We start from the raw sequence: 1550 nt of genomic DNA, 5'->3' as shown, positions 1-1550 counted from the left end.
TTAATACGAATTTACCGTACATCGGGTGCTTTACTCTCGTAGTTTCACTAACAACAATAGTTTTTTCCATTTTATTGCTGGAAACCACTCCGATTCTTTCTTTTCTTAAATTTCTATCCATTTTAAAATGAAATTATTGTTTGTTAGTTAACTCAGTGTTTAGTCTAGCGATTGTTTTTCTCAAATCTCTGATTTGGATCGGGTTTTCAATTGGGCTGATTGCATGAGCCAATTTCAATTTAGAATATTGAGCTTTTGCTTCAGTTAATTGAGCTTGAATATCACCCGCGCTTAAATTTTTAATATCAGCTTTTTTCATTGTATTCAAAGATTAAAGAGGTTTAACAAAATCGTTAGCAACTACAAATTTAGTAACAACTGGTAATTTTTGTGCAGCAAGTCTTAAAGCTTCCTTAGCGATATCGTAAGGTACACCTCCGATTTCGAACATAATTTTACCTGGTTTTACTACAGCTACCCAATATTCCACAGCACCTTTACCTTTACCCATACGTACTTCCGCAGGTTTTTTAGTAATTGGCTTATCCGGGAAGATTTTGATCCATAGTTGACCTTCTCTCTTCATATATCTTGTCGCAGCGATACGAGCAGCTTCAATTTGTCTTGCAGTGATCCAAGCACCTTCTGTCGCCTTGATTCCGAAAGTTCCATAAGCAAGTTGACTACCTCTCTGGGCATTCCCCTTCATTTTCATCTTATGAACTCTACGGAACTTGGTTCTTTTTGGTTGTAACATAATTTCTAAATTTTAGATTTTAGATTTTAGATTTTAGATTTTTTTTATTTTAAAAAAGTAACGGTAATTTAAAATTCAAAATTTCTAATCTAAAATTTTAATTATTATTGTTATTGTTGTTGTTTTTTCTAGGTCTTCTGTTGTCTCTGTCTCCTCCTCTGTTATCTCTTCTGTCTGACTGACCTCCTTTTTTCTGTTGTCCCACTAATGGAGAAAGTTCTCTTTTACCGTAAACTTCACCTTTCATGATCCAAACTTTTACCCCTAGTTTTCCGTACTGAGTAAGTGCTTCACCGATGTGGTAATCGATATCCGCTCTGAAAGTAGACAATGGAATTCTTCCTTCTTTGAAAGATTCTGATCTTGCCATTTCAGCTCCATTCAATCTACCAGAGATCTGAACTTTGATACCTTCTGCTCCCATTCTCATTGTACCTGCCATCGCCATTTTAACAGCTCTTCTGTAAGAGATTCTGTTTTCAATCTGCTTAGCAATGCTGTCCGCAACTAATACTGCATCAAGCTCAGGTCTTTTGATTTCGAAGATGTTGATCTGAATATCCTTTTTAGTCAATTTTTTCAACTCTTCTTTCAGTTTATCAACTTCCTGACCTCCTTTACCGATGATAAGTCCCGGTCTAGCAGTAGTAATTGTAACTGTTACTAATTTTAATGTTCTTTCAATATAAATTCTTGAAATCCCACCTTTAGATAATCTAGCTTCAAGGTATCTTCTGATTTTGTAGTCTTCCGCGATTCTGTCTCCATAATCGTTTCCGCCAAACCAGTTAGA

Annotated in this window: 4 protein-coding genes; all 4 read right to left on the bottom strand. The window is 35.4% G+C overall.

Features of this window, described 5'->3' with window-relative positions:
• Positions 1 to 121, bottom strand: a 121-nt coding sequence (rpsQ, locus tag WFK35_RS22690; RefSeq protein WP_336734896.1) for a 30S ribosomal protein S17, incomplete at its 3' end; no start/stop codon positions are given.
• 12 nt (positions 122 to 133) lie between these two features.
• On the bottom strand, positions 134 to 319 hold the full coding sequence (gene rpmC, locus WFK35_RS22685) for a 50S ribosomal protein L29 (protein ID WP_027381309.1): 186 nt from the start codon (positions 317 to 319) through the stop codon (positions 134 to 136).
• A 12-nt stretch (positions 320 to 331) separates the two neighbouring features.
• Positions 332 to 757 (bottom strand): 50S ribosomal protein L16, encoded by a 426-nt coding sequence (rplP, locus tag WFK35_RS22680; RefSeq protein ID WP_214588338.1) that lies wholly within the window; start codon positions 755 to 757, stop codon positions 332 to 334.
• A 97-nt stretch (positions 758 to 854) separates the two neighbouring features.
• Positions 855 to 1550: 30S ribosomal protein S3 (gene rpsC / locus WFK35_RS22675; protein WP_336734894.1), on the bottom strand; the 696-nt coding region annotated here is incomplete at its 5' end.

This window comes from Chryseobacterium sp. VD8, from assembly GCF_037149975.1.
Taxonomy (GTDB): Bacteria; Bacteroidota; Bacteroidia; order Flavobacteriales; family Weeksellaceae; genus Chryseobacterium; species Chryseobacterium indicum.
The sequence above is the reverse complement of the archived record's forward strand: the minus strand, read 5'-3'. Positions and strand labels throughout refer to the sequence as shown.